18 protein-coding genes are annotated in these 21818 nt (G+C 63.0%); 11 read left to right on the forward strand and 7 right to left on the reverse strand.

The window, feature by feature from the left end; genetic code table 11:
- Positions 1–44: 44 nt before the first annotated feature.
- Genes I6L36_RS20960 through I6L36_RS20970 form a run of 3 tightly spaced genes read left to right on the forward strand, consistent with a single transcriptional unit; the run spans position 45 to position 2827 of the window.
- Positions 45–272: a FeoA family protein gene (locus tag I6L36_RS20960; RefSeq protein ID WP_010675204.1), complete on the forward strand. Its 228-nt coding sequence runs from the start codon at positions 45–47 to the stop codon at positions 270–272.
- Positions 269–2539 carry a Fe(2+) transporter permease subunit FeoB gene (gene feoB, locus I6L36_RS20965; RefSeq protein ID WP_216986899.1) on the forward strand — a complete coding sequence of 757 codons (2271 nt, stop codon included), beginning with the start codon at positions 269–271 and terminating at the stop codon, positions 2537–2539. The genes I6L36_RS20960 and feoB overlap by 4 nt, the downstream gene beginning before the upstream one ends.
- Positions 2540–2584: 45 nt before the next feature.
- Entirely contained in the window at positions 2585–2827 is a 243-nt protein-coding gene (locus tag I6L36_RS20970) for a FeoC-like transcriptional regulator (protein WP_045524273.1), read from the forward strand.
- A gap of 61 nt (positions 2828–2888) precedes the next feature.
- Here the strand turns inward: I6L36_RS20970 and tapW are convergent, their stop codons facing one another.
- Together tapW and I6L36_RS20980 are read right to left on the reverse strand one after the other, a co-directional pair.
- The gene (gene tapW, locus I6L36_RS20975) at positions 2889–4025 is read right to left on the reverse strand and encodes a type IVa pilus ATPase TapW (RefSeq protein ID WP_029314740.1); all 1137 of its coding nucleotides are present in this window, start codon (positions 4023–4025) and stop codon (positions 2889–2891) included.
- A gap of 56 nt (positions 4026–4081) precedes the next feature.
- Positions 4082–4438, reverse strand: coding sequence for a DMT family protein (locus I6L36_RS20980; RefSeq protein ID WP_010675200.1), 357 nt, complete (start codon positions 4436–4438; stop codon positions 4082–4084).
- A 112-nt stretch (positions 4439–4550) separates the two neighbouring features.
- Here I6L36_RS20980 and I6L36_RS20985 point away from each other — a divergent pair, with 112 nt between their 5' ends.
- From I6L36_RS20985 to I6L36_RS20995, 3 genes are all read left to right on the forward strand, one after another.
- Positions 4551–5282: an ABC transporter substrate-binding protein gene (locus I6L36_RS20985; RefSeq protein WP_216986900.1), complete on the forward strand. Its 732-nt coding sequence runs from the start codon at positions 4551–4553 to the stop codon at positions 5280–5282.
- 75 nt (positions 5283–5357) lie between these two features.
- Complete coding sequence (gene btuC, locus I6L36_RS20990; protein WP_039041213.1) at positions 5358–6365, forward strand: vitamin B12 ABC transporter permease BtuC; 1008 nt, start codon at positions 5358–5360, stop codon at positions 6363–6365.
- On the forward strand, positions 6352–7125 hold the full coding sequence (locus tag I6L36_RS20995) for an ATP-binding cassette domain-containing protein (RefSeq protein ID WP_216987154.1): 774 nt from the start codon (positions 6352–6354) through the stop codon (positions 7123–7125). The genes btuC and I6L36_RS20995 overlap by 14 nt, the downstream gene beginning before the upstream one ends.
- 211 nt (positions 7126–7336) lie before the next feature.
- Here I6L36_RS20995 and I6L36_RS21000 read toward each other — a convergent pair whose 3' ends face one another.
- On the reverse strand, positions 7337–8401 hold the full coding sequence (locus I6L36_RS21000; RefSeq protein ID WP_010675196.1) for a 3-deoxy-7-phosphoheptulonate synthase: 1065 nt from the start codon (positions 8399–8401) through the stop codon (positions 7337–7339).
- 141 nt (positions 8402–8542) lie between these two features.
- Between I6L36_RS21000 and I6L36_RS21005 the strand changes: the two genes are divergently transcribed.
- Complete coding sequence (locus tag I6L36_RS21005) at positions 8543–8923, forward strand: diacylglycerol kinase (RefSeq protein WP_041213103.1); 381 nt, start codon at positions 8543–8545, stop codon at positions 8921–8923.
- Between the two features lie 78 nt (positions 8924–9001).
- Here I6L36_RS21005 and serA read toward each other — a convergent pair whose 3' ends face one another.
- The 4 genes from serA to I6L36_RS21025 form a co-directional block, all read right to left on the reverse strand.
- Complete coding sequence (gene serA, locus I6L36_RS21010; RefSeq protein ID WP_039040384.1) at positions 9002–10234, reverse strand: phosphoglycerate dehydrogenase; 1233 nt, start codon at positions 10232–10234, stop codon at positions 9002–9004.
- Between the two features lie 265 nt (positions 10235–10499).
- Entirely contained in the window at positions 10500–11153 is a 654-nt protein-coding gene (rpiA, locus tag I6L36_RS21015) for a ribose-5-phosphate isomerase RpiA (protein WP_039040383.1), read from the reverse strand.
- A 143-nt stretch (positions 11154–11296) separates the two neighbouring features.
- On the reverse strand, positions 11297–11893 hold the full coding sequence (locus I6L36_RS21020) for a 5-formyltetrahydrofolate cyclo-ligase (RefSeq protein WP_039040382.1): 597 nt from the start codon (positions 11891–11893) through the stop codon (positions 11297–11299).
- Positions 11894–11997: 104 nt separating this feature from the next.
- Positions 11998–13344, reverse strand: coding sequence for a Na+/H+ antiporter NhaC family protein (locus I6L36_RS21025; protein WP_039040381.1), 1347 nt, complete (start codon positions 13342–13344; stop codon positions 11998–12000).
- 316 nt (positions 13345–13660) lie between these two features.
- Between I6L36_RS21025 and dapB the strand changes: the two genes are divergently transcribed.
- From dapB to leuA, 4 genes are all read left to right on the forward strand, one after another.
- Positions 13661–14473, forward strand: a complete 813-nt coding sequence (gene dapB / locus I6L36_RS21030) for a 4-hydroxy-tetrahydrodipicolinate reductase (RefSeq protein ID WP_114523260.1) — start codon at positions 13661–13663, stop codon at positions 14471–14473.
- Between the two features lie 659 nt (positions 14474–15132).
- A complete protein-coding gene (gene carA / locus I6L36_RS21035; RefSeq protein WP_010675189.1) occupies positions 15133–16269 on the forward strand; it encodes a glutamine-hydrolyzing carbamoyl-phosphate synthase small subunit in 1137 nt (378 codons plus the stop codon).
- Between the two features lie 16 nt (positions 16270–16285).
- Positions 16286–19510 (forward strand): carbamoyl-phosphate synthase large subunit, encoded by a 3225-nt coding sequence (gene carB / locus I6L36_RS21040; RefSeq protein WP_041213100.1) that lies wholly within the window; start codon positions 16286–16288, stop codon positions 19508–19510.
- Between the two features lie 503 nt (positions 19511–20013).
- Positions 20014–21672: a 2-isopropylmalate synthase gene (gene leuA, locus I6L36_RS21045; protein WP_042014680.1), complete on the forward strand. Its 1659-nt coding sequence runs from the start codon at positions 20014–20016 to the stop codon at positions 21670–21672.
- Positions 21673–21818: the final 146 nt, after the last annotated feature.

Consider the following 21818-nt stretch of genomic DNA (forward strand, 5'->3'; position numbering starts at 1 on the left):
CCCATTAAAAGCGAATTATTCTTGTTTAACTTCAGGAGCCCGTCATGGTACTCACAGAGCTGTCGCCGGGACAGAGCGCTCGCATCACGCACATGAACCACCTTGGCCGCGCCTTGCGGCGCAAGCTGATGGTGATGGGGCTGCTGCCCCAGACCGAGATCCTCTATCTACGGGCCGCCCCCCTGGGGGACCCGCTCCAGATCCAGTGCCAGGGCATCTGCCTCTCCATGCAGCGGAGTCTGGCCCAGCAAATCGAGGTGGAGCCGGTATGAGCTACAACCTGGTCACAGTGGGCAATCCCAATAGCGGCAAGACCTCCCTGTTCAACGCCCTGACCGGCTCCCGCCAGCAGGTGGGGAACTGGAGCGGGGTCACCGTCGACAAGAAGATGGGGGCTTTTGCTGCCCGCGGGCAGGAATACACCCTGGTGGACCTGCCCGGCATCTATGCCCTGGCCAACCAGGAGGCGAGCCTGGACGAGCAGATCGCCAGCCGCTTCGTCCAGCGCCAGCAGCCGGATCTGCTGCTCAACGTCATCGATGCCGCCAACCTGGAGCGCTCCCTCTACCTCACCCTGCAACTGCGGGAGCTGGGGCTGCCCATGGTGGTGGTGCTCAACAAGATGGATCTGCTGCAAAAGCGGCGCATCACCATCGACGAGGCCTTGCTCGCCAAGGCGCTGGGGTGCCCCGTGGTGTCGCTCTCGGCCCACAATCGCCAGCAGGTGGCGGCCTTTAAAGAGGGGATCCACCAGTTTATCGGCCAGTCCCAGCCCGCCTTGGTGCTCGACTACGGTCAGCCCCTCGAGGGGGACATCGCCGAGCTGGAGACCCTGCTCGCCCCCCATCATCTGCATCGCCGTGGCCGCGCCCTGCGCCTGCTGGAGGAAGACATCGCCATGCTGGAGACCCTGGCGGCGGGGCAGCAGGCGGCGGCCGACAACGTGGTGAGCCGCGCCCACCACGCCCAGGACATCGACCTGCAACTCGCTGATTTGCGCTACGGCCATATCCACCACTGGTGCCAGCAGGCGTGCCGTCATCAGGACAAGCTCACCGTCGCCCAGAGCGAACGGCTGGACAGGGTGCTGCTCAACCGCTGGGTGGGCATCCCCTTCTTCCTGCTGGTGATGTACCTGATGTTCATGTTCGCCATCAAGGTGGGCAGCGCCTTCATCGACTTCTTCGACATCCTCGGGGGGGCCCTCTTCGTGGATGGGGTGCACCATCTGCTGGGGCTGATGAGTGCCCCCGACTGGCTGGGGGCCGTGCTCGCGGACGGCGTGGGTGCCGGTTTGCAGACGGTGGCGACCTTCATCCCCGTGGTGGGCTGCCTCTTTCTTTTCCTCGCGGTGCTGGAGAGCTCCGGCTATCTGGCCCGCGCCGCCTTCGTGGTGGACGCCCTGATGCGTCGCCTCGGCCTGCCCGGCAAGGCCTTCGTCCCCATGCTGATGGGCTTTGGCTGCACCGTGCCCGCGGTGATGGCAACCCGGACCCTGGGGTCGGAGCGCGAGCGGCTGATGACCTCGGCCATGGCGCCCTTCATGTCCTGCGGTGCCCGTCTGCCGGTCTACGCCCTGTTCGCGGTGGCCTTCTTCCCCGAGTCGGGGCAGAACCTGGTGTTCGGTCTCTATCTGTTCGGCATCCTGGTGGCGGTGCTCACCGGCCTCTTCCTGCGCAGCACCCTGCTGCCGGGCAAGAGCGACTCCATGGTGATGGAGATGCCCGATTACGAGTGGCCCCGTCCGGTGGACGTGGGGCTGCGCACCTGGCAGAAACTCAAGGGCTTCATCTTCGGCGCGGGCAAGACCATCGTCCTGATGGTGGCGGTGCTGAGCGTGCTCAACTCCCTCGGCACCGACGGCAGCTTCGGCAACCAGGATCAGGAGAACTCGGTGCTGAGCAAGCTGAGCCAGTCCGTGACCCCGGTGCTGCATCCCATAGGCGTGCGGGACGACAACTGGCAGGCCACGGTGGGCATCCTCACCGGCATCTTTGCCAAGGAGGCGGTGGTCGCTACCCTCAACAGCCTCTACGCCGGCGGCGCCGGTGATGAGGAGGAGAGTGAATACTCCCTGCTGGGCAGCCTGAAAGCGGCGCTGGCCACCATTCCCGCCAACCTGGCGGACATCGACCCCGCCGATCCCATGGGGCTCAAGGTGGGGGATCTGGAGGACAAGCAGGCGGCAGCCGAGGCCCAGGAGGTGGACACCTCCACCTACGGCAACATGCAGACCCACTTCGACGGCGTGGCCGGAGCCTTTGCCTACCTGCTGTTCGTGCTGCTCTACATGCCCTGCGCCGCCGCCATGGGGGCCCTGGTGCGAGAGACCGGTCGCCAGTGGGCCCTGTTCACCGCCGCCTGGTGCAACTACGTCGCCTTCCTGTGCGCCACCCTCTTCTATCAACTGGCGACCTTCGCCGCCCACCCGGCGCAGAGCCTGGTCTGGAGCCTGAGCTATCTGTTCTCCCTGGGGCTGCTCTGGTGGCTGGGGCGTCGTCACGGCGACATCGTCGCCCGCAAGGTGGTGACCCTGTGAAGGGGGTCATGGTCAGGGGCGAGTGCGCTGAGAGGGGGGGATTCTGTGATCCTGCGTGAACTGGGGGACTATCTGGCCCTTCACAAGAAGGTGAGCCGGCGGGCGCTGGCCCGCCACTTTCACACCTCCGAGGATGCGGTAGAGGCCATGCTCGGGGTCTGGATGCGCAAGGGGCACGTCGCCAAGCGGGAGAGCCGCCTGTGTGGCGGCTCCTGCTGCGGCAAGCACGAAGAGGTGACGTTCGAGTGGTGCGAGCCCGGCCAGATAGGGCTGGTCCAGAAGGGCTGACGCCTGCCCATATGCAAAAGGGAACCCGAGGGTTCCCTTTTTCGTGGCCGCCGTGCCCGTCTCAGAAGAGGTCGCCCTCGTCCTTGGTGGGCTCCAGGCTCCAGCCGCTCGCCGCCGCGCTGTTGCCAATCTGGCCCTTCTCCCGCCAGAGTTTGATCTTGAGGCGCAGGTTGTTCTGGGAGTCCGCGTTCTTCACTGCCTCCTCCTCGTCGATCACCCCCTCGACCACCAGATCGAACAGGGTGCTGTCGAAGGTCACCATGCCAAGGGCCCTGGATTTTTCCATGATCTCCTTGAGGCCGCCAAACTCGCCGCGCTTGATGAGATCGCGCACCGTGTGGGTTCCGAGCATCACCTCCACCGCCGCCCGGCGCCCGCCGTCCGTGGTCTTCACCAGCCGCTGGGAGACAAAGGCCTTGAGGTTGTTGCCAAGGTCGTTGAGCAGCTGGGGTCTGCGCTCTTCCGGGAAGAAGTTGATGATGCGATCCAGCGCCTGGTTGGCGTTGTTGGCGTGCAGAGTGGAGATGGCCAGATGCCCGGTCTCCGAGAAGGCGAGGGCATGCTCCATGGTCTCCCGATCGCGGATTTCACCGATGAGGATGACGTCCGGCGCCTGGCGCAGGGTGTTCTTCAGGGCCGCGTGGAAGCTGCGGGTATCCACCCCCACCTCCCGCTGGTTGATGATGCTCTTCTGGTGGCGATGGACGAACTCCACCGGATCCTCGATGGTGATGATGTGGCCGCCGCTGTTGCGGTTGCGATGATCGATGAGGGCCGCGAGCGACGTGGACTTGCCGGACCCCGTGCCGCCGACGAAGAGCACCAGACCCCGCTTCTCCATGATGGTGTCGAGGAGCACCGGAGGGAGTTTGAGATCCTCGAAGCGGGGGATCTCGGTCTTGATGTTGCGCGCCACCAGGGAGACTTCATTGCGCTGCTTGAAGATGTTGACCCGAAAACGGCCTATCTGGGGCAGGGAGATGGCGAGGTTCATCTCCAGCTCTTTCTCGAACTGCTGTTTCTGCTCGAGATCCATGATGTCGTAGGCGATGCGGGCCACCTCGCCCGGCCCCAGGGGCTCCTGGGTGAGGGGGCGCAAGGCGCCGTTGAACTTGGCGCAGGGGGGGGCGCCGGTGGAGAGATAGAGATCGGAACCGTCCTGTTTGGCCAGGATCTGCAGCATGTCTCTCAATTCCATGAGGGGCCTCGTCGCTCAAAGGGCTGGGGGATGATGAATGGCTTGAGTGTACAGCCTCAGGCGCCGGTCAGTTTTTCGCGGAACACAAAAAAGACCGCGCCCAGGATGCACAGACCTGCCCAGAGGTAGTCCCACTTCAGATCTTCTTTCAGATAGAAGATGGAGAAGGGAACGAACACGGTGAGGGTGATCACCTCCTGCAGGATCTTGAGCTGGCCGACGGAGAGCACGGTGTGGCCGATGCGGTTGGCGGGCACCTGCAACAGGTATTCGAACAGGGCTATCCCCCAGCTCACCAGGGCGGCGATGATCCAGGGTTTGTGATTCATGCTCTTGAGATGGGCGTACCAGGCAAACGTCATGAAGACGTTGCTGCAGATGAGCAGGCCGATACTGGTCATGATGGGGTTCATTAGGTTCTCCTTTTAAATCAATGCATTTTATCTCGACTCCATGGGTTTTCATAAGTGGTGCTTGAGGGTATTTTTAGCTCACAAGGATGTAACAAAAGAAGGCGAAAGCTGGATGGGCAAGACAAGCTGGGGTGCGCTTTGTCTGTTGTTTGCCTGCTGGGCGCAAGGTGCGCCGACCCTGACGGTAGCCACCGATGTCTGGCCGCCGTTTCGCATGCTGGCAGAGAACGACGACTTCCAGGGGCTGGATATCGACATTCTGCGCCAGTTGCAGGCACGCAGCGGCATTGTGCTGACCCTCAAACGGGTGCCCTGGGGACGGGCACTCAAACAGATGCAGACCGGTCAGGCGGATCTGATGATAGGGCTGGCTCACACCGAGGAGCGGGCCGCCTTCATCGACTACCTGCAGCCGCCCTATTACCAGTGCCGGCCTGCCTTCTATGGCAAGCCCGCCGCCGTGGCCGGCCTTAGGCGCTACGAGGATCTGCGAGGCCGCGAGATAGGCTATGTGCTCAACTCCGCCTACTTCCCCCCCTTCGATGGCGATACCCAGCTCGACAAGCACGGGGTCCCCACCGAAGACCAGTTGCAGCGCATGGTGGAGCGGGGCCACCTGCCTCTGATGATAGGGACCGACTGCCAGGTGGATTACGCCCTGAGCCAGCGCAACGACGCCGGCCTCGTCAAGGCCCCCTTCCAGCCCCCCAACCCGGTGGTGCTCTACCTCGGGATGAGCAAGCACTCACCCCACCATGAGCTGGGCCCCAAGCTGGCGCAGGCGTTGCTAGCCATGGTGGAGAGCGGCGAGATAGCGGCGCTGGCCAAGCCCTACCAGCCTTGACCTTGGGTGGTAACGCGCTGTTATCATGCAGCTTTCCTGCCTGCCCCCCGGTGGGCCTCGCTTCTTGGGGATCCCGTGTATCTCGCTCTCATCCGTCGCCAGCAGCGCTGGCAGCGCCGCTGGCTGCTCCTGCTGTCGCTGCTGACCCTGGCCCTGTTCCTGCTCTCCCTCGCCCTCGGGGAGTTCGTACTGCTGCCCTGGCAGCCGCTGGGGGATCTGGAGCTGCGCATCCTGCTGGAGCTGCGCCTGCCGCGCGCCCTGCTGGCCCTGCTGGCGGGGGCCTCCCTTGCCTGCGGTGGTGCCGTGCTCCAGGTGATGCTGCACAACCCGGTGGCGGAACCCGGCCTGCTTGGCGTCTCGAGCGGCGCTGGCCTCGCCGCCATGGTGGCGATGGCGGTGGCCAAGGGGCTCGGGCTCTATCTGCCAGGTTGGGGGTTGTCGCTGGCGGCCTTTGGCGGCGCCCTGGTGGTGACCATGCTGCTCATCCGTCTCGCACGCCGGGCACGGCTCGGCCATGGGCGGCTGCTGCTGTTCGGGGTCGCCATCGGCATCCTTACCAATGCGGCCATGACCTGGCTGATGTATTTCGCCGACGACGGCGCCTTGCGGGAATTCATGTTCTGGATGATGGGCAGCCTCGCCTACGGCAGCCAGCAGCTTGCCTGGTGGTGGCTGGTGCTGCCCCTCACCCTCGGCTGGCTCTGCTGGCAGGGGCGGGCACTGCAACAACTGCTGCTGGGGGAGACCCAGGCCCGCCTTATGGGGTTGAACGTGGACAGCATGCGGGTACGCCTGGTGCTGGCGGTCTGCCTGCTCACCGGGGTGGCGGTCTCCCTGTGCGGCGTCATCGGTTTCGTCGGCCTGGTAGTGCCTCACCTGCTGCGCCTGTGCGGTGGCAGCGATCAGCGCTTCCTGCTGCCCGCCTCGGCGCTTGGGGGTGGCGCCCTGCTGCTCGGGGCCGATCTGGTGGCCCGCTCGGCGCTGCACGCCGGTGAGTTGCCCATCGGGGTCATCACCGCCTCGGTGGGCGCCCCGCTCTTTATCTATCTGCTGCTGAGGCAAGATGCCGATGTGTCCCGCTGATCCCGCCCCCTGGCGGCTGGAGGCCCGCGCCCTGGCCATCCCCCATCGCCTCGCTCCCCTGGATCTCACCTGGTCCGGCGGTCAGCTGGTGGCCCTGCTCGGCCCCAACGGCAGCGGCAAGTCCTCCCTGCTCGGGGCACTGGCGGGCCTGCTGCCCGCCGATGGCGCCGTCTTGCTGGGGGGAGAGGCCATCACGACCCTGAGCTGGCCCGAGCTTGCAACGCGGCGCGCCATGCTGCCCCAGCGCCAGCCCCAGCTGTTCCACATCCCGGTGTTCCAGGTGCTGAGCCTGGGGCTGGAGGAGGGGGGCCCCGATGCCCAGGCGCAGGCGGTGGCGGATGTGTGCGACGCCCTGGAACTGGCGCCTCTGCTGGCACGGGACTTCAGCCGATTGTCCGGGGGGGAGCAGCAGCGGGTGCTGATCGCCCGCACCCTGCTGCAACTGTGGCCAAGCCTCAATCCGATCGGGCGGGTGCTGCTGCTGGACGAACCCCTGGCGGGGCTGGATCTGCATCACCAGATGGCGCTGCTGCGGCTGCTCAAGCAACTGGCCGCGCAGGGATTGCTGGTGGTGGTGGCCATCCACGACATCAATCTGGCCATCGATTGGGCGGATCGCGTGCTCTGCCTGCAACAGGGCCGCGTGGTGGGGGAAGGGGACGTCGGGATCATCGACGAGGCGCTGCTGGAGCGGGTGTTCCAGATCCGCACCGATCGTATCGAGGCGGCCGGCCGCACTTGGTTTATGCCGAGCCTGTGAGGCGGGCTTCCCCCTCATCCCCAGCCCTTCTCCCATTCTTTTAAAACAAGTGGGAGAAGGGAGCCGTTCCGTCGACTACGGATACAGCATTGAAAACCGGCAGAGGCTGAGTGAAGCCAAGGGGGCGAGTGAATCACTGTGGACATGAAAAGAGCCAGGCATCCGTGATGCCTGGCTCTTTGAATTGGTAGAGAGAGCGTTGAGCGGTTGTTCAGGCTTTCTGCTTGTCCAGCCGCACCTGAGCGGCTTCTGCCAGCATGGCCAGCAGGGTTTCGGTGTCACTCCACGACAGACAGGCATCGGTGATGCTCTGGCCGAAGGTGGCGGCGCAGCCGTTCTCCACGTCCTGACGCCCTTCCACCAGGAAGCTCTCGGCCATGATGCCAGCGATGCCGGTGCGGCCGCGGCGCAGCTGATCGCAGATATCCTGGGCCACCAGCAGTTGGCGGCGGTGATCCTTCATGCTGTTGCCGTGGCTGAAGTCCACCACCAGGCGCTCCGGCAGGCCCACCTGGGCCAGAGCCTCGCACGCCTCGTCGATGCTGGCGGTGTCGTAGTTGGGCCTGTGGCCGCCGCGCAGGATCACGTGGCCGTAGGGGTTGCCGGCGGTGCGGTAGATGGTCATCTTGCCGTCCTTGTCCGGGGAGTAGAAGATGTGGCTGTGACGGGCGGCACGCACCGCATCGATGGCGATGCGGGTGTTGCCGTCGGTGCCGTTCTTGAACCCCACCGGGCAGGAGAGGGCGGAGGCCATCTCCCGGTGAACCTGGGACTCGGTGGTGCGCGCCCCGATGGCGCCCCAGGTGATGAGATCGCTGATGTACTGGCCGGTCACCATGTCGAGGAACTCGGTGGCGGTGGGCATGCCTGTCTCGTTGATGTCCACCAGCAGCTTGCGGGCCAGTTTCAGCCCTTCATTGACGTCGAAACTGCCGTCCAGGCGCGGATCATTGATGAGCCCCTTCCAGCCGACGATGGTACGCGGCTTTTCGAAGTAGGTGCGCATTACGATGCACAGGCTCTCTTTGTACTCTTCCCGCAAGGTGTTCAGACGCAGAGCGTATTCGTGGGCGGCGGCGGGATCGTGGATGGAGCAGGGGCCGACGATGACCAGCAGGCGCTGATCCTCACCGGACAGAATGGCTTCCACTTGGCGGCGGGCATCCAGCAGGTTCTGGGCGATGGTGTCGGTTAACGGGAAGGCGTGCGCCAGCTCGCTGGGGGTGATCAGGGCCTCCAGGCGACGGGTGCGCAATTCATCGGTGTGAATGGACATACGACTCAATTCTCGAGTGGATAAGGTGGGCGGGATGCCAAAATGCAAGGGAATAAAATAAAGCAAAAGTCACCCGATGGAAACCTTGGGCGGCTCTGATAGGATGTGAACCCAAAAGCCATTTCAAATGAGGTAGTTATCGTGGCAAAGCCAGGCGCGACCGGGATCACCCGCATCATCAACGCAACCGGTTACAGCATGAAAGGTCTCAAATCGGCCTGGATTAACGAGGCCGCCTTCCGCCAGGAGCTGGTGCTGATCCTGCTGCTGATGCCGCTGGCATTCTGGATAGGTGACTCCCTCAACGAGATCCTGCTGCTCGTCTGCATCAGCTGGCTGGTGGTGATCGTCGAGGTGCTCAACTCCGCCGTGGAGGCGGTGGTGGATCGCATCGGCTCCGAGCATCACGAACTCTCGGGCCGCGCCAAGGATCTGGGCTCCGCCGCCGTCTTCATCGCTCTGGCCCTCAATGCCCTGGTGTGGGGCGCCCTGGTGGGCCGCAACCTGCTGGGCTGGTGGTAGGTTACGAGAGCAACCTTTCTCCTGACATAAAAAAGCCCGTCATCACGACGGGCTTTTTGCTGCGCAGATAAGGGCTTATCAGTGCAGGATCCGGGCACGGATGGTGCCATTGATCTCTTTGAGACGGGCCAGGGCCTTCTCGCTGTGCTCGGTTTCGACGTCGATGACCACGTAACCGATCTCGCTGCTGGTCTGCAGGTACTGACCGGCGATGTTGATCCCCTCGTCGGCGAAGATCTGGTTGATCTGGTTCATCACGCCGGGCTGGTTGCGGTGAATGTGCAGCAGGCGGCTGGAGCCCTTGTGACCGGGCAGGGAGACTTCCGGGAAGTTGACCGCGGAGAGGGTGGAGCCGTTGTCGGAGTATTTGACCAGCTTGTTGGCCACTTCCAGACCGATGTTTTCCTGGGCTTCCTGGGTGGAGCCGCCGATGTGGGGGGTCAGGATCACGTTGTCCAGGCCGCGCAGCGGGGTGAGGAACTCCTCGTCGTTGGACTTGGGCTCCACCGGGAAGACGTCGATGGCGGCGCCGGAGAGGTGGCCGCTCTTGATGACGTCGGCCAGGGCGTCGATGTCCACCACGGTGCCGCGGGAGGCGTTGATGAAGATGGCGCCCGGTTTCATCATGCGCAGTTGCTCTGCACCGATGAGATCCTTGGTGGAGGCGGTTTCCGGTACGTGCAGGCTGATGACGTCAGACATGTTGAGCAGCTCCACCAGGTTCGGCACCTGGATGGCGTTGCCAAGGGAGAGCTTGTTCTCGATGTCGTAGTAGTAGACCTTCATGCCGATCATCTCGGCGATGATGCCAAGCTGGGTGCCGATGTGGCCGTAGCCGATGATGCCGAGCTTCTTGCCACGCGCCTCCACCGAACGGTTGGCCAGCTTCTCCCAGACGCCGCGATGGCACTTGGCGTTCTTCTCGGGAATGCCGCGCAGCAGCAGCAGGATCTCCCCCAGTACCAGTTCGGCCACGGAGCGGGTGTTGGAGAAGGGGGCGTTGAAGACGGGAATGCCGCGCACGTGGGCGGCGTCGAGGGAGACCTGGTTGGTGCCGATGCAGAAGCAGCCGATGGCCACCAGCTTGGTGGCGGCATCCAGCACCTTCTCGGTGATCTGGGTGCGTGAACGCAGGCCCACGAAATGCACGTCACGAATGCGCTCGATCAACTCCTCTTCCGACAGGGACGTCTTCAGATATTCCACATTGGTGTAGCCGGCTGCCCGAAAGGTCTCCACCGTGTTGGGATGGACTCCCTCCAGCAGCAGTACCTTGATCTTATCCTTGTCCAGCGAAAACTTGGCTGTCATGACGTTCCCTCTATTGTTTTGAAAAATGCGTTCAGGCTTGCAGTGTGAAGAAAACCGTAAAGTAGCAAAAACGTTTGGGAGAGGGAATATTTGTGACGAAAGTCAAATTCTTTGAAGTTATCAACGATTGTTGCAGATGTGCTGCTACAAGCCATTGAGGGATAACCAGAAACGGCGCCATGAGGCGCCGTTGTCCATTTGGGGCAGTCAGATTGACTGACCGGGGCGGGGGCTTGCCCGGAGGGAGAGGTCCGGGGAGCGGGCCTTAGTTGGTGATCACACCCTCGGGGGTGCCGATCAGCACAACGTCGGCGCCACGGTGGGCGAACAGGCCGTTGGTGACCACGCCCACGATGCTGTTGAGGCGGGTTTCCAGAGCCTTGGCATCGGTGATGGCCATGCCCTTGACGTCCAGGATGATGTTGCCGTTGTCGGTCACCACCCCTTCACGCCACACCGGGTTGCCGCCAAGGGCGCGGATCTCGCGGGCCACGTATTCGCGGGCCATGGGGATCACTTCCACCGGCAGGGGGAAGGTGCCCAGCACGTCGACGGTCTTGGTGTTGTCGATGATGCAGATGAACTGGTCGGCCACGGCGGCGACGATCTTCTCGCGGGTCAGGGCGGCGCCGCCCCCCTTGATCATGTCGCGGCTGGCGTTGATCTCGTCGGCACCATCCACGTAGACGGAGAGGGCATCGATGTCGTTGAGGTCAAACACCGGGATGCCGAGACCCTTGAGGCGTTCGGTGGAGGCGATGGAGCTCGACACCGCGCCCTTGATCTGGTCTTTCATGGTCGCCAGTGCGTCGATGAAGTGATTGACGGTAGAGCCGGTGCCCACCCCGACGATGGTGCCGGGTACCACGTATTTGAGCGCAGCCCAACCGGCCGCCTTCTTCATTTCATCTTGAGTCATGATGGATCCTTATGGAAAAAGCGGGCGCATTATATCCAAGCATCCCCCCCAGAGCGACCATGGTGCTCACGTTCCGGCGCAAAAATCCCCAAGATGTAAATCGTTTGCCTGTTTATTGAACCGAAGGGGGCGCCCTCGCCTCATCAGGCAAAGTGCCAGCTGCGGCTGGGGGTGATGATCTGGGGGAGCGGCACGTCCCACTGCTCCCGGGGGACGGCATCTACCTGCTGGCAATCGTGGGCGAGCCCCAGGGGTCTTGGGCCGAGCTGGTGCTCGTGCCAGCAGGCGAGGGTGCGATCGTAGTAGCCGCCCCCCATGCCGAGGCGGTTGCCAGCCTCATCGAAGGCCACCAGCGGGGTGCAGATGATGTCCAGCATGCTGTGGGGCAGCACCTGCTGCACGTCGAGCTCGGGCTCGGCGATGCCGTAGCGGTTGCGGGTCATGGGGGTGGTGGCGGTGTAGCGCAAGAAGAGCAGGTGACCCGGGGTGAAGGGGTGCAGCACCGGCAGGTAGACCTCCTTTTGCCGGGCCCACAGCCAGTGGATGGCGGGCAGGGGATCGAGCTCCCCGTCGTTGGCCAGATAGAGGGCGATGCGCCTGGCCGCGAGGATGCCGGGGTGTTCCTGGAAGCGCTCGACCAGCTGTTGGGCCGCCGCCTGCTGCTCGGCCTGGCTCAGGCTTTTTCTGCGCTGGCGAATGAGCTGGCGCAGGTTCTGGCGTTCGGGTTGGGTATCCGGCATGGGGACTCCTGGGCAAAGGTGGGCTGGCGCTACCTTAGCAAGGGGTCGACGGGATGAAAAGCCGATGGCGGGGCCGCCAGCCGGGCGGCCCCTGAGGTCGGGCGTCAGGAACGGTGGGGGGCGGGAGCCACTGCACCCATCTGGTGCTTGAGGAAAACGGCCACGATGGCGGCCAGGGCCAGCGCCATGGGGTAGAAGCTCATGCTCACGACCAGGATCGGCGAGAGGGCGAAGATGGAACCCAGCAGCAGCGCCTGGGCGCCCCAGGGGATGAGCCCCTGTACCACGCAGGAGAAGATGTCCAGCATGGAGGCGGCGCGGCGCGGGGTGACCCCGTGATGGTCCGCCAGATCCCTGGCCACCTTGCTCGCGACTATGATGGCCACGGTGTTGTTGGCGGTGCACAGGTTGGTGAGGCTCACCACGCCGGCGATGCCGAGCTCGGCCGCCTTTTCGTTCTGCTCGCCATCGTGGTGGCGGGTGAAGCGGGCAATCAGGGCGGCGATGCGCTCACTTATCCAGGCGAGCCCCCCCTGGCGTTCCATCAGGGCACCCAGACCGCCGATGAGCATGGAGAGCAGGAAGATCTCCTGCATGCTGGTAAAGCCCTGGTAAATGTCCTTGCTGAACTGGCCGAGGGAGTAGCTGCCAAGCAGCCCCACGCCACCGGCCGCCAGGATGCCGAGCCCCAGTACCATGAAGACGTTCATGCCAGAGAGGGCAAGCACCAGGATCAGCAGATAGGGGGCGACCTTGAGCAAGTCCGCCTCGGCGGTGGGGGCCGGCGCTTCACCGGTGGAGCCCAGCACCAGATAGAGCAGGATCACCAGCACGGCGGCGGGGGCGGCAATCTTGATGTTCTCGCGAAACTTGTCCTTCATCTCGCAGCCCTGGCTGCGGGTGGCGGCGATGGTGGTGTCTGAGATGATGGACAGGTTGTCTCCGAACATGGCGCCGGAGAGGATGGTCCCCGCCATCAGCATTGGATCGATGCCGGCGGCCTGGGCGACGCCCAGCGCCACCGGTGCCACGGCGCCGATGGTGCCCATGGAGGTACCCATGGCGGTGGCAATGAAGGCAGAGATGAGGAAGAGCCCCGGCAGCAGGCACCAGCCCGGAATGAGGGAGAGGCCGAGGGCGACCGTGGCATCCACCCCGCCGGTGGCCTTGGCCACGGTGGCGAAGGCGCCCGCCAGCAAATAGATGAGGCACATAGCCATGATGTTGCTCTCGCCCACCCCCTTGAAGAAGGTCTCGAGGTTCTTGTTGAACCCCTCGCGTCCCATCAGCAGGGCCAGCATGACGGCAGGCAGGGCGGCAACGGGGGCGGGGAGCTGGTAGAAGGCGAACTCGACCCCCTGCAGGGTCAGCCAGGTACCGGTACCGATGAAGAGGGCAAGAAAGACCAGAAGGGGCAGCAGGGCTCTGGCACGGGGTTGGGTCTGGATCATGTGTTCCTCGAAACTTGAACAATGACCTCCTGTCGTTGCCTGTGGCGCCTCCAGGGCGGGCACAGGGCGGGCATCCTGCCACCATGGGGGGCCAACAGTAGTGAGTCGGCCCGCCCGGGTCAAGATAGCCATCCAGATGGATAGGGCTTTTTACTTCGTGATTCTGATTTGTCTGGTTTTTCCGCCATTTATTCTGTTTTTATTGAATTTATCGTTTAAATGTCGGAGTGGTTTGGCGGGCCAGATCGGGCTTTTCAAAGGGGACGCGGGCTGGTAAAACGGTCTCTTTCCATAATAAAGAGATGAGAGGGTGGAGATGGACAATCCGATCCGTGTGGCCGTGATGGGCTGTAATGGTCGTATGGGCAAGGTGCTGCTGGAGGCTATCGCCAACGCCGAGGGCGTGGTGGTGGGAGCGGCGCTGGAACGACCGGGCTCTGCCGTGATCGGTCTGGATGCGGGTGAACTCAACGGCCTGGGGCGCCTTGGCGTCATCATCAGCGACAGTCTGGAGAAGGTGAAGGACGAGTTCGATCTCATCATCGACTTCACCCGCCCCGAGGTGACCCTGACGAACCTCGCCTTTGCACTGGCTCATGGCAAGCAGATGGTGATCGGCACCACCGGCTTTGACGAGGCGGGCAAGGCGGTCCTGCATGAGGCGGGCAAGCAGATCGGCATCGTCTTCGCCTCCAACTACTCGGTCGGTGTCAACCTGGTGTTCAAGCTGCTGGAGCAGGCAGCCAGGGTGATGGGGGAGTACACCGACATCGAGATCATCGAGGGGCACCACAGACACAAGGTGGATGCTCCGTCCGGCACTGCGCTCTCCATGGGGGAAGTGGTGGCGAAAACCCTGGGCCGGGATCTCAAAGAGTGCGCCGTCTATGGCCGTGAGGGGATCACCGGTGAACGGGATCGCAACACCATCGGCTTTGCCACCATCCGCGCCGGCGATCTGGTGGGGGAGCACACCGTCATGTTCGCCGACATCGGCGAGCGGGTCGAGATCAGCCACAAGGCTTCCAGCCGTCTGACCTTCGCCAACGGTGCAGTGCGGGCGGGCAAGTGGCTCGACCAGCAAGGGGCCGGTCTCTATGACATGCAGGATGTGCTCGGTCTGAAATAAACCGTCTTCAGGGGGAGTGCAGACTCCCGTACTGGTTGCCAAACCCCGGTCCGCCGGGGTTTTTTGTCACTTTTTTGTAGAAATAAGCCTTAATCATCACTTTTTGAGTGAACCTCGCTAAATCCTGCCATTCTTACAAGCCTGCCACCCTCTTGCGACAAAAATGTCATCAAGGGGTAACGGGTTTGGGTCTCAATATTCCCCTGCGGGGGGCATTTCGCCTTGATGTGAAATAGACTAAAAATGCAATCCAAGAAAAACGTTTTCTATTCTTGGTGTTCACTTTTCTGGCTTAAAATGGTGTTTTTGCTGTTGTGTTGTTTGTTTTTTAATTTTCTATCTTGCTGTTTATTAAGTGGTAAATTTGGTTTTTTGTACGTTGCATGGCATCGGGTGCCGCTTTGTTGTCTGTGTTTGGCTTTTCTTTTTGAAGAGGGGGTTGCAAAGCGAGTGAGTGCATAGATAATGGGTAATGTTGCTTGTTTATTGAATTTAGATGCATTTCAAACGAGAAAAGACGTTGAAATGAGATCGTTTTTAAGTAGAATGCGCCCAATTTGCCAGAAATCTGCCGGGTTCGAGTCCTGTCAAAGACCGGAACCGAGCCCGCAACACCCAGGTAAATTGCTGAATTTAAAGCTAAATAACTGGAGGTTGTCTTGAATCACACTGCATTGCTAGTGCTGGAAGATGGAACTGTGTTCAAAGGCGTGTCGATAGGCGCCGAGGGATGTTCCGTTGGTGAAGTGGTTTTCAACACGTCGATGACGGGTTATCAGGAAATCCTCACAGATCCCTCCTATTCCCGTCAGATCGTTACCCTCACTTACCCCCATATAGGCAACACCGGCACCAACAGCGAAGATGAAGAGTCCAGTCAGGTCCATGCTCAGGGCCTCATCATCCGGGACCTTCCGATACTGGCCTCCAACTTCCGCAATCAGCAATCCCTCTCCGATTACCTCAAGTCTCACAACATCGTTGGCATCGCCGACATCGACACCCGCAAGCTGACCCGCATCCTGCGTGAAAAAGGCGCCCAGGCCGGTTGCATCCTGGCCGGCAAGCAGCTCGATGAAGCCCATGCCCTCGAACAGGCCCGCGCCTTCCCCGGTTTGAAGGGGATGGACCTGGCCAAGGAAGTGACCGTGAGCGAATCCTACAGCTGGACTGAAGGCAGCTGGCAGCTCGGCAAGGGTCACGTCACCCCGGCGGCTGATGAGCTGAAATACCACGTGGTGGCCTACGACTTCGGCGTGAAGCGCAACATCCTGCGCATGCTGGTGGACCGTGGCTGCCGCCTGACCGTGGTGCCGGCCAAGACCCCGGCCGCCGAGGTACTGGCGATGAACCCGGATGGCATCTTCCTCTCCAACGGTCCCGGCGACCCCGAGCCGTGCGACTACGCCATCGAAGCTATCAAGGCTTTCCTTGATACCAGCACCCCGGTGTTCGGTATCTGCTTGGGCCACCAGTTGCTGGGCCTGGCCTCCGGCGCCAAGACCATCAAGATGAAGTTCGGCCACCACGGTGCCAACCACCCGGTGAAGAGTCTGGACGACAACACCGTGATGATCACCGCCCAGAACCACGGCTTTGCGGTGGACGAGCAGACCCTGCCCGAGTGCCTGCGTGCCACCCACGTCTCCCTGTTCGATGGGTCGCTCCAGGGCATCCATCGCACCGACCGTCCGGCCTTCAGCTTCCAGGGTCACCCCGAAGCGAGCCCGGGCCCGCACGATTGTGCCGGTCTGTTCGACCACTTTATTGAATTGATTAAGCAGTATCGCGCCTAAGAGGATAAAGAGAGCCATGCCAAAACGTAACGACCTACAGAGCATCCTGATCCTCGGCGCCGGCCCCATCGTCATCGGTCAGGCCTGCGAATTCGACTACTCCGGCGCCCAGGCGTGCAAGGCCCTGAAAGAAGAGGGCTACCGCGTCATCCTGGTGAACTCCAACCCGGCCACCATCATGACCGACCCGGAGATGGCCGACGCCACCTACATCGAGCCCATCACCTGGGAAGTGGTGCGCGAGATCATCAAGAAAGAGCGCCCGGACGCCATCCTGCCCACCATGGGTGGTCAGACTGCGCTGAACTGCGCCCTGGCGCTGGAGCAGCATGGCGTGCTCAAGGAGTTCGGTGTCGAGATGATCGGCGCCACCGCCGACGCCATCGACAAGGCCGAGGATCGCTCCCGCTTTGACAAGGCCATGCGCAGCATCGGTCTCGAGTGCCCCCGTGCCGGCATCGCCCACAACATGGAAGAGGCCTGGGGCGTGCAGCAGATGGTAGGCTTCCCCTGCATCATCCGTCCTTCCTTTACCATGGGTGGCTCGGGCGGCGGCATCGCCTACAACACCGAAGAGTTCGTGGAGATCTGCGAACGCGGTCTGGATCTCTCCCCGACCAAGGAGCTGCTCATCGACGAGTCGCTCATCGGCTGGAAAGAGTACGAGATGGAAGTGGTGCGGGATCGCAACGACAACTGCATCATCGTCTGCGCCATCGAAAACTTCGACCCCATGGGCATCCACACCGGTGACTCCATCACGGTCGCGCCAGCCCAGACGCTGACCGACAAGGAGTACCAGATCATGCGCAACGCCTCCATGGCGGTGCTGCGCGAGATCGGTGTCGAGACCGGCGGCTCCAACGTCCAGTTCGGCATCAACCCCAAAGACGGCCGCATGGTCATCATCGAGATGAACCCGCGGGTGTCGCGCTCCTCTGCGCTGGCCTCCAAGGCGACCGGCTTCCCCATCGCCAAGATCGCCGCCAAGCTCGCCATCGGTTACACCCTGGACGAGCTGATGAACGACATCACCGGCGGTCGCACCCCGGCCTCCTTCGAGCCGGCCATCGACTACGTGGTGACCAAGGTGCCGCGCTTCAACTTCGAGAAGTTCGCCGGCGCCAACGACCGTCTGACCACTCAGATGAAGTCCGTCGGCGAAGTAATGGCCATCGGCCGCAACTTCCAGGAGTCCCTGCACAAGGCCCTGCGTGGTCTCGAGACCGGCAAGACCGGCTTCGACCCCATGGTTGACCTCAACGCCCCCGACTCCCTGACCCGCATCCGTCACGAGCTGCAGGATGCCGGTGCCGAGCGCATCTTCTACATCGCCGACGCCTTCCGCGCCGGCCTCTCCATGGATGGCGTGTTCAAGCTGACCAAGATTGACCCCTGGTTCCTGGTGCAGATTGAAGAGCTGGTGAAACTGGAAGAGCAGGTGAAAGAGCGCGGCATGGCCGGTCTCGACGCCGACTTCCTGCGCGCCCTCAAGCGCAAAGGCTTTGCCGACGCCCGTCTGGCCAAGATCCTAGGCGTGGCCGAAGGTGAAGTGCGTAAATTGCGTGCCCGCCACAACATCTTCCCGGTCTACAAGCGGGTCGACACCTGCGCGGCCGAGTTCGCCACCAACACCGCCTACATGTACTCCAGCTACGACGAAGAGTGCGAGGCCAACCCCACCAACCGCGACAAGATCATGGTCATCGGTGGCGGCCCGAACCGTATCGGTCAGGGCATCGAGTTCGACTATTGTTGCGTGCACGCGGCCCTGGCCCTGCGCGAAGACGGTTACGAGACCATCATGGTCAACTGCAACCCGGAAACCGTCTCCACCGACTACGACACCTCCGACCGTCTCTACTTCGAGCCGGTCACCCTGGAAGACGTGCTGGAAATCGTGCGGGTCGAGCAGCCCAAGGGCGTCATCGTCCAGTACGGCGGCCAGACTCCGCTGAAACTGGCGCGGGCATTGGAAGCGAACGGCGTGCCGGTGATTGGTACCAGCCCGGATGCCATCGACCGCGCGGAAGATCGCGAGCGCTTCCAGTCCGCCGTCGAGCGCCTCGGCCTCAAGCAGCCGGAAAACGGCACCGTCACCGCCCTGGAGCAGGCCGTGCAACTGGCCACGCGCATCACCTACCCGCTGGTGGTTCGTCCCTCCTACGTGCTGGGTGGCCGCGCCATGGAAATCGTCTATGACGAGCAGGACCTGCGCCGCTACTTCGCCGAGGCAGTGAGCGTCTCCAACGAGTCGCCGGTGCTGCTGGACCGCTTCCTGGACGACGCCACCGAGGTGGACGTGGACGCCATCTGCGACGGTACCGATGTGGTTATCGGCGGCATCATGGAGCACATCGAACAGGCCGGTATCCACTCCGGTGACTCCGCCTGCTCCCTGCCGCCCTACACCCTGTCCAAGGCCATTCAGGACGAGATGCGCGAGCAGGTGCGCAAGCTGGCGCTGGAACTCGGCGTGGTCGGTCTGATGAACGTGCAGTTCGCGGTGAAAGACAACGAGATTTACCTCATCGAGGTGAACCCCCGTGCCGCCCGTACCGTGCCGTTTGTCTCCAAGGCCACCGGTGCCCCGCTGGCGAAGATTGCCGCCCGTGTCATGGCCGGTCAGAGCCTGAAAGAACAGGGCTTTACCACCGAGATCATCCCGCCCTACTACTCGGTGAAGGAAGTGGTACTGCCGTTCGCCAAGTTCCCGGGTGTGGATCCGCTGCTGGGTCCGGAAATGCGCTCCACCGGTGAAGTCATGGGGGTGGGCAGCAGCTTCGCCGAGGCCTATGCCAAGGCGCAGCTGGGTGCCGGTCACCAGGTTCCGAGCGAAGGTCGCGCCCTCTTGTCCGTGCGCCACGGCGACAAGGAACGGGTGGTCAACCTGGCCGCCAAGCTGCTGGAGCTGGGCTATGACCTCGACGCCACCCACGGCACCGCCGTGACCTTGGGCGAGGCGAGCATCAACCCGCGTCTGGTCAACAAGGTGCACGAGGGTCGTCCGCACATTCTGGATCGCATCAAGAATGGCGAGTACACCTACATCGTCAACACCGCCGAGGGTCGTCAGGCCATCGAGGATTCCAAGCAGCTGCGCCGTGGCGCCCTGCAGCACAAGGTGGCTTACACCACCACGCTGCATGCGGCCTTCGCCACCTGCATGGCCATCAGTGTCGATGCCACCGCCAATGTGAACTCGGTGCAGGAGCTGCATGAGAAGGTGAACAACCGCTAAGAGCACCGGCAGCACACTGCCCGCTCGATGCACGCAAACCCCGCCAGCGATGGCGGGGTTTTTTATTGCCTGCGCCCTGCCACTCCCGGGGGGGCGCCAGCAAGGAAGATGGGTGAGATGGCGAATAATCCATCAGGGGTGGTGATATTCACCCCGTTATTGGGTATTCACTGCATCCATATTGCTTAATTGACATGAAATGGTGCAATCTTCGCAATCTCTCGCCCCCACGACCTCCCTATACTGGGTGCTCATACAAACAAGGTCGTCTGCGCCGACACACCGAAAGGTGGCGTGCGAGAGGATCAGCGCCCGCAGCCCGATCCGGCTGCCGTGGCCGGCCCCGGTGACCGACGGGGGCCGCAGGAAAACCGGTCGCGGGGTTACCGCCGCGCGACTCGTCAGGGACGGTGTTACCGCACCAACCCGCTTCCCCTCCTTGCCCCACCCGCCTGTCGGCCCGGTCGTCCGGCGCCTCGCCCATCCGTCAAGGGAATCTGAATATGAGCTTCGATCATCGCAAATACCGCCGTGCCCCCGTGATCAACCTGGCGGATCGCCAGTGGCCCAACCGGGTACTGGAGCGGGCACCGCTCTGGTGCGCCGTGGACCTGCGCGATGGCAACCAGGCGCTGGTCGAGCCCATGACGGTGGCCCAGAAGCTGCAAATGTGGGCGCTGATGACCCACATCGGTTTCAAGCACATCGAGGTGGGCTTCCCGGCGGCCTCCCAGCCCGACTTCGATTTTGTGCGCGAACTCATCGAGCGCAACCTCATCCCCGATGACGTCACCATCCAGGTGCTGGTGCAGGCGCGCGAAGATCTGATCGCCCGCACCTTCGAGGCCCTCAAGGGGGCGAAGCGGGCCATCGTTCACGTCTACAACTCGGTCAACCCGACCCAGCGCAACTATGTGTTCAACTCAGGCAAGGACGGGGTCAAGGCCATCGCCGTGCAGGGGGCGCGCTGGGTGCGGGAGTATGCGGCCCGCAATCCGGACACCGAGTGGAGTTTCCAGTATTCTCCGGAGAGCTTCAGCAGCACCGAGGTGGAGTTCGCCGTCGAGGTGTGTGACGCCGTCATCGACGAGTGGCGTGCCGCTGCCCGTCCCATGATCCTGAACCTCCCCGCCACGGTGGAGGTGAGCACCCCCAACGTGTTTGCGGATCAGGTGGAGTGGTTCTGCCGACACCTCAAGGCGCGACCCGAGGTGAGCATCTCCATCCACACCCACAACGACAGAGGCTGCGGGGTGGCCGCCGCCGAGCTGGCGGTGCTGGCGGGGGCGGATCGCATCGAGGGCACCCTGCTCGGCAACGGGGAGCGCACCGGCAACATGGACATCGTCACCATGGCCATGAACCTCTACAGCCAGGGGATTGACCCCGAGCTGGACCTGTCCGACATGGATGCCATCGTCGCCACCGTGGGGGCCTGCACCCAGATTGCCCTGCACCCTCGCCACCCCTATGCCGGTGAGCTGGTCTACACGGCGTTTTCCGGCAGCCACCAGGACGCCATCCGCAAGTCTCTCGCGGCAGAAAAACCGGATCACTACTGGGACGTGGCTTACCTGCCCATCGATCCTGCCGATCTCGGTCGCAGCTACGAGGCGGTGATCCGCATCAACAGCCAGTCCGGCAAGGGAGGGGTGACCTATCTGCTGGAGCGTGACCTCGGTCTGCAACTGCCGCGCTGGCTGCAAATCGACTTCAGCCGCCGGGTGCAGGCCGAGGCTGAGGCGAGCAGCAGCGAAATCAGCCCGGAGCAGATCCGCACCCTGTTCGAGCAGCACTATCTCGAGCCTGCCCACGGCTATCGCATCGGGCGCTTCCAGCTCGGTCATGACAGTCAGGAGAGCCTGCGCCTGGAGTTGCAGACCCCCCACGGCACCCTGCAACTGTGCGGTGAAGGGGAGGGAGCCATCACAGCCCTGGTCAACGGCTGGCAGCGTCAGACCGGCATGCACATCGATGTGCTGGATTACTCCGAGCATGCGCTCACCGCCGGCACCGAATCCCGCGCCGCCGCCTATGTGCTGCTGAGCGTCGAGGGCACCCGGATGTGTGGCGTCGCCGTCGGTCGCGACGTGGTCAACGCCTCCCTGCAGGCGGTGATCAACGGCGCCGCCCAGCATCAGGCCCTGCGCCAGAGCGCCTGAGGCGGCACTGCCCGCCTGCCGTGAGGGGGAGTAGGGAAGGGCCGCCCACCCCGATGTCACGGCAGATCGCGCCGTCCCCGTTGCAGCAATCCCCTGACCCATATGGTGAGGGGATTGTTTTTTATGGAAAAATCGGCCCACAATAT

Origin of the sequence: Aeromonas sp. FDAARGOS 1406 (genome assembly GCF_019048565.1) — a bacterium.
Lineage (GTDB): Bacteria > Pseudomonadota > Gammaproteobacteria > Enterobacterales > Aeromonadaceae > Aeromonas > Aeromonas caviae.